Genomic DNA, 5,289 nt, shown 5'->3' on the forward strand with positions numbered 1-5,289 from the left:
TTAAATCTTCAACAGTTGATAAAAAAGCTAATACTTCAGACATCCCTTTCTTTCGCCAGTTCAAATAAATGCAGGATTATACTGTTTATGTGACTAATTTCTAGTCATGAAAAGCCCCTGGGTTGTGTATAACTATTCGAAAGCAGGCGATAATGGTTTACTTTATTAATAATCTCAGCAACTAATGAAGAAGAACGGGGGCCCGGTAAATATTTTATTAATTCAGCTTGATAGGTAAACAGAATGAGCCTGGTGTTTTTTTTATCAGGGCTGGCGATTACACGTAATTTATCTCCTTTAGGGAGTAAATATTCAAGACTATAATAAGTATCGGGCCCCTTTTTTTGAACTTGTTGTTGATAGGGTTTAACCACTAAGGGAAGATACTGAGTAAGCTTAAACATAAAATCAATCTCCTATACCTTAATTTGTTTCACAGAATCCTTCTGCTCGCATCGATTGAATGTTGCATTCTAGTATGAGAATTGGACTATTTATTGTCAATTAGGCTAATACATTATTAATACTGGAAGTTTTTACTTGAGACTGATAAAATGTTCTAAAAGTAAACAGGGATTAAATTAATGAGTTATTGTGGTTATATTGCCTTAGTCGGTCGACCAAATGTTGGTAAATCAACCTTACTAAATCGTATTTTAGAGCAAAAATTAAGTATTACCTCCAAAAAACCGCAAACTACGCGGCATAGTATTTTAGGTATCCGCACTGAAAATGAACATCAATTTGTGTATGTAGATACCCCAGGTATTCATCAGGGAAACAAAAAAGCGATGAATAGAATGATGAATAAGACAGCTATTTCTGTATTAAGAGACGTCGATGTTATTGCTTTTGTGGTTGATGGTACGCATTGGGAAGAGGAGGATGAATATGTGCTTGGGCTCATCAAGCAAACTTCTGCCCCCTGTCTTTTAGTTATAAATAAAGTTGATAAAATTGTTGATAAATCTCAATTGCTTCCTTGGATCAATGAAATTTCTCAACGTCATGAGTTTGCAGCCATTATTCCTATTTCGGCAAAAACTGGCATCCAAGTAGATGATTTACAGAATAAACTCCGTCCTTATTTGCCGGAAGGCCCCCATTTATTTCCGGATGACCAATTTACTGATCGACCTATCAAGTTTTTATGTGCAGAACTATTGAGAGAAAAAGTTTTTCGTTTTTGTGGACAAGAACTACCTTATTCCGTGACTGTAGACATTGAGTCATTTAAAGATGAAGGAAGGCTCATTCGTATTCATGCTTTAATTTTGGTAGAAAAAGAAGGCCATAAGCGCATGATTATTGGCGATAAAGGACAAAAATTAAAGGAAATGGCTACGGAAGCACGTATTGATATGGAGAAAATGCTCGATAAAAAGGTATTTTTACAATGTTGGTGTAAAGTTAAATCTGGATGGGCGGATGATGAACGGATGCTTAAGCAACTAGGTTATGATTAAGTCCATTCAAGCTTGGTTTATCCACAAACAATGGTCTGGTGATACTAGCGTCAGACCCTGTTTTTTTACTTCTGAACTAGGGTTGCTTCATTGTTTGTATAAAGGCGGGCGTACCCCCAAGAAGCAAGGGAGTTTACAACCATTTACCTCGTTATGGATTCATTTGGAAGAGCGCCATAGTCAGTATTTTGTCCAATCAGTCGAAATAGAGGCTCCTTCTTTGGATTTATCCGGTACTAGTTTATTCTCTGCCCTATACCTTAATGAATTAATTTATTATCTGCTAAAACCTCTCGCCGCAGAACCAGAGCTTTTCCAAGCTTATGCCTATACTCTGCACCATTTGGCTTTAGAGCAAAAGCAAGAAACCATTGAAGCGTTGCTTAGGCGATTCGAATGGACTTTATTAAAAACCTGTGGGCATAGCTTTTCCCTGACTGAAGATACGAGGGGAATGCCCATTAAATATGAAGGCTATTATCAGTTCATTCCCGGGCAGGGAATGCACGCAAGCGCTAAAGGATTCCCAGGTAAGCATCTACTCGCTTTATCGAGCGATGATCTAGGACAAAGCGATTACCGTAAATCCGCCAAAATACTCATGCGCCAGGCTATTGATTATGTGCTAGGGGGCCGTGAAATTAAAGCCCGCTCATTATTTAATCCCTTTCCTAACAGTTAATTAAACAGTTTAAAATCTAAGCCAAGAGGACTATTCACACTTCGACTAATAAGGAGGGATGAAGAGCTGTTTATTTGTATTCGCCAACTGTATTTATTTTGCAAAATACCTTTTTGCGTAATAATCAAAGGCCCATTTAATACACTGGGATTAAGGTTTTGCAAAACCCATATGTTAGCCGCTGTAATAACCGCTTCGTCGCTCATTGTGGGTTGAGTTAAATCCTTAATGTCTTCTTGCTGAGCCTGCTGTGTTGCTTCTTGGTAAGGAAGACTAATGTAACCTATACCAAATAAATTTTTAAAAAATGAACTTTTAACCTCTGGGTTAAATTGAATAGAGGTGATCTGAAGACCGCAATTAATAGGTTGTTTATTATTTTGTTCAATAGTAAGAGTTGCATTAATATCCAGGGTGTTTGCACTGGATGCTGATTGGGAGCGTACTCTAAAAGGGACGTTAACCTGCCAAGTATTATTATCCTCGGACAAAATTTTGGCATTAATTTTAAAATAAGAAGCAGTCACTAATTTATTTTCAATCGTTTTTTTTAAAAAATTTAGGGCATTTAAATAATCATTATAATCACTCCATGCATTCGAGCTTAATAAGGATGAATTGTTTGAGAGCTCTTTATAGTTAATAAAATTAAAAGTAAACAAGGAGTTAATACTTAAATTCGCAAAAAAAGTAATGGTGTTATCCTCTAATTGGCTATTGTTGCCACTTTTGCAAAAACTTGACGGTAATGCATAACTTGGAGAGGTGGTTAATATAAAGCTTATCAATAGACAATTTAAAAACTTAATTAGTTTTGACATGCTCTTATTCCTCATCTTGTTCTTGCTCTCTATAGTGTAGTCGTTTTAACGAATTTTATTAACTCAAAGTACTTTAAATTATTTGCTAATCGTTTTCCTCCATTCAGAAGTTGATTATACTTAGTTCTTTTTTAAAGTTGTGAGGCATCATGAAAAAAGATATCCTGTTAGGCGTAAATATTGATCATATCGCCACAGTCCGACAAGCACGTGGTACCCGCTATCCTGATCCTGTGCAAGCAGCTATGGATGCTGAAGCGGCGGGGGCTGATGGGATTACCTTGCATATGCGTGAAGACTTACGCCATATTCAAGCTCGTGATGTGCGATTAATTAAAGAAGTGATTCAAACACGGATGAACCTTGAGTTAGCCGTGACTGATGCCATGTTGGATTTTGCAGAAGAAATTAAGCCAGAACACAGTTGTCTTGTTCCTGAAAAAAGAGAAGAGCTTACGACTGAAGGTGGCTTAGACGTGGTAACCCATAAAAAAGCGGTGGAACATGCAGTACGTCGCTTGCAAGCCTTTGGCAGTGAAGTTTCTTTATTTATTGATCCTGATAAAGATCAAATTAAGGCGGCTGTTGATGTGGGAGCCCCGGTTATTGAATTGCATACTGGTTGCTATGCTGAGGCAGAAACTGAAGAAGAGCGGATACATGAGTTGACGCGTATTAGAACAGCAGCAGAATACGCCGCCAGTTTAAACCTTATAGTAAATGCGGGACATGGCTTGCATTATCATAATGTAAAAGCTATTGCAGCTATTCCCGAATTATTAGAATTGAATATCGGTCATGCAATTATTGCTCGTGCCTTATTTTGCGGTATGAAAGAGGCGGTAAAAGAAATGCGTCAATTAATGCAAGAGGCGCGATTTAACCTGAACTAATTAGTAGCCTTTCTACTCTTCAGATATTCCTGAAGAGTAGAATTAGGAAAGTGAAGAGGATTTTCGACAGCAAGAATTAGTTAAAGCGCATTAAAAATTCTCAATATGTATAAAATAAGCTGTCCAACTGGAGCAATTTCCTATAGAATCCCTCGCAATGGTTACTTTCAGCTTGCATGGGCTAAGCTGATAATTTTAGTGAGGAAGATAATGAGTATAAAAAAAATATGTAGTCTTTTATCCTGCTTTACACCTGGTGCAAAGAATAATGTCGCTCCTGATGCGATACCTGCCGAAAATGCTCCTACTCGTGTGCAAGTAGCCGCAAAACCAGCCGCTAAAAAAACCCATAAATACAATCCTACTATGGATGATGTTCTTAATTTAGTAAGAATGGATCCTGATGACGCGAAGAGCTCGCCCGCTTTAAGATAAGACTCAATATTTATTGTATAGTCATTCCTACTTAAAGGAATGACTATTTTTCACTAAGCCTACTGGCTTATTTTAGGGATTAATGATCTTGCTTTTAATATAAGTGCCTGCAGGTTTCAAATGATCGTTAGTCCAGACATTCTGTGAACAAGTATTACTAGTCCAAATGGCACCAGAACGAAAATCATCAGAGTAGTTCCAGTTAGTCCAGCCTATTTTCTTATTCGCCATTAATTGCATATATTTGTCTGACATTACAAAATCATTGGCACCGTCGCCTGAGTAATCTTGAGTACCAAATTCCGTAACGAAAATGGGTAAAACATTCGATGCTTTATCCAGTGCATTCAAATAATCATCGCGATGCGAGGCTGCATAAAAATGGAAGGTATACATGATATTAGAAAATTGGATGGGATTGTTAACTATTTCTTGATAACTGCTACCATCTGAGACCCCTAAAGAACTCCAGCCTCTAGTACCAACAATAATGGGGGCTTTTGGATCGATAGCTCGAATTACCGGAATAATTTGATCAGCATAATTCTTAATGGTCGCCCAGCTTACGCCATTGGGTTCATTCGCTATCTCATACAATACATTATTCCGGTTTTTGTTCGCAGTCACTACATCAGTAAAGAATTTCTTGGCATTGTTTAAATTATAATTAGGGTCGCCTGGATTAAGAATATGCCAATCAACAATCACATAGATGCCTCGATTGGAGGCTTGATTAATTAAGTCATTAACTTGTTGGGTAAACTTAGTAGGATTAGTTTCATAACCACCCTCTTGGACATACAAGGCAATTCTTATGACATTAGCTTTAAATTGGTTGGTTAGCGCATCTAAAGACGCAGGAGTCATGCAGTTACTAACTCATGTTACGCACGGTCAATTTTAAGCTGCCATATTTTTAAGCTCCTGCCAAGCAATCTGGTTCGCTCTAAGAATCAATTTGTACTTAATAGCAAAGTGATTTAAATGAGTTT

The 5,289-nt window shown here is 37.4% G+C and carries 7 protein-coding genes; 4 read left to right on the forward strand and 3 right to left on the reverse strand.

Annotation, left to right across the window (positions count from 1 at the left end; genetic code table 11):
• Nucleotides 1-104: 104 nt before the first annotated feature.
• Nucleotides 105-404, reverse strand: a complete 300-nt coding sequence (locus tag ELY15_RS13085; protein WP_127100754.1) for a hypothetical protein — start codon at nt 402-404, stop codon at nt 105-107.
• Nucleotides 405-584: 180 nt separating this feature from the next.
• Between ELY15_RS13085 and era the strand changes: the two genes are divergently transcribed.
• A complete protein-coding gene (gene era / locus ELY15_RS13090) occupies nt 585-1,466 on the forward strand; it encodes a GTPase Era (RefSeq protein WP_127100756.1) in 882 nt (293 codons plus the stop codon).
• Nucleotides 1,459-2,148, forward strand: a complete 690-nt coding sequence (locus ELY15_RS13095; protein ID WP_127100758.1) for a DNA repair protein RecO — start codon at nt 1,459-1,461, stop codon at nt 2,146-2,148. The genes era and ELY15_RS13095 overlap by 8 nt, the downstream gene beginning before the upstream one ends.
• On the opposite strand, the gene ELY15_RS13100 is transcribed toward ELY15_RS13095, so the two are convergent.
• Nucleotides 2,145-2,969 carry a DotI/IcmL/TraM family protein gene (locus tag ELY15_RS13100; RefSeq protein ID WP_158617491.1) on the reverse strand — a complete coding sequence of 275 codons (825 nt, stop codon included), beginning with the start codon at nt 2,967-2,969 and terminating at the stop codon, nt 2,145-2,147. The two genes, ELY15_RS13095 and ELY15_RS13100, sit on opposite strands and share 4 nt — an antisense overlap.
• 149 nt (nt 2,970-3,118) lie before the next feature.
• On the opposite strand from ELY15_RS13100, the gene pdxJ reads away from it, so the two are divergent.
• A complete protein-coding gene (gene pdxJ, locus ELY15_RS13105; protein ID WP_127100762.1) occupies nt 3,119-3,862 on the forward strand; it encodes a pyridoxine 5'-phosphate synthase in 744 nt (247 codons plus the stop codon).
• 210 nt (nt 3,863-4,072) lie between these two features.
• A complete protein-coding gene (locus ELY15_RS13110; protein WP_127100764.1) occupies nt 4,073-4,297 on the forward strand; it encodes a hypothetical protein in 225 nt (74 codons plus the stop codon).
• Nucleotides 4,298-4,369: 72 nt separating this feature from the next.
• Here ELY15_RS13110 and ELY15_RS13115 read toward each other — a convergent pair whose 3' ends face one another.
• Entirely contained in the window at nt 4,370-5,164 is a 795-nt protein-coding gene (locus ELY15_RS13115) for a glycoside hydrolase family 5 protein (protein ID WP_199744226.1), read from the reverse strand.
• Nucleotides 5,165-5,289 lie beyond the last annotated feature (125 nt).

The organism is Legionella sp. km772, assembly GCF_003989735.1.
Lineage (GTDB): Bacteria > Pseudomonadota > Gammaproteobacteria > Legionellales > Legionellaceae > Legionella.

Coding starts and splice junctions, on each gene's coding strand:
- ELY15_RS13085 (WP_127100754.1), bottom strand. CDS start 404: ATGTTTAAGCTTACTCAGTATCTTCCCTTAGTGGTTAAACCCTATCAA.
- era (WP_127100756.1), top strand. CDS start 585: ATGAGTTATTGTGGTTATATTGCCTTAGTCGGTCGACCAAATGTTGGT.
- ELY15_RS13095 (WP_127100758.1), top strand. CDS start 1,459: ATGATTAAGTCCATTCAAGCTTGGTTTATCCACAAACAATGGTCTGGT.
- ELY15_RS13100 (WP_158617491.1), bottom strand. CDS start 2,969: ATGTCAAAACTAATTAAGTTTTTAAATTGTCTATTGATAAGCTTTATA.
- pdxJ (WP_127100762.1), top strand. CDS start 3,119: ATGAAAAAAGATATCCTGTTAGGCGTAAATATTGATCATATCGCCACA.
- ELY15_RS13110 (WP_127100764.1), top strand. CDS start 4,073: ATGAGTATAAAAAAAATATGTAGTCTTTTATCCTGCTTTACACCTGGT.
- ELY15_RS13115 (WP_199744226.1), bottom strand. CDS start 5,164: ATGACTCCTGCGTCTTTAGATGCGCTAACCAACCAATTTAAAGCTAAT.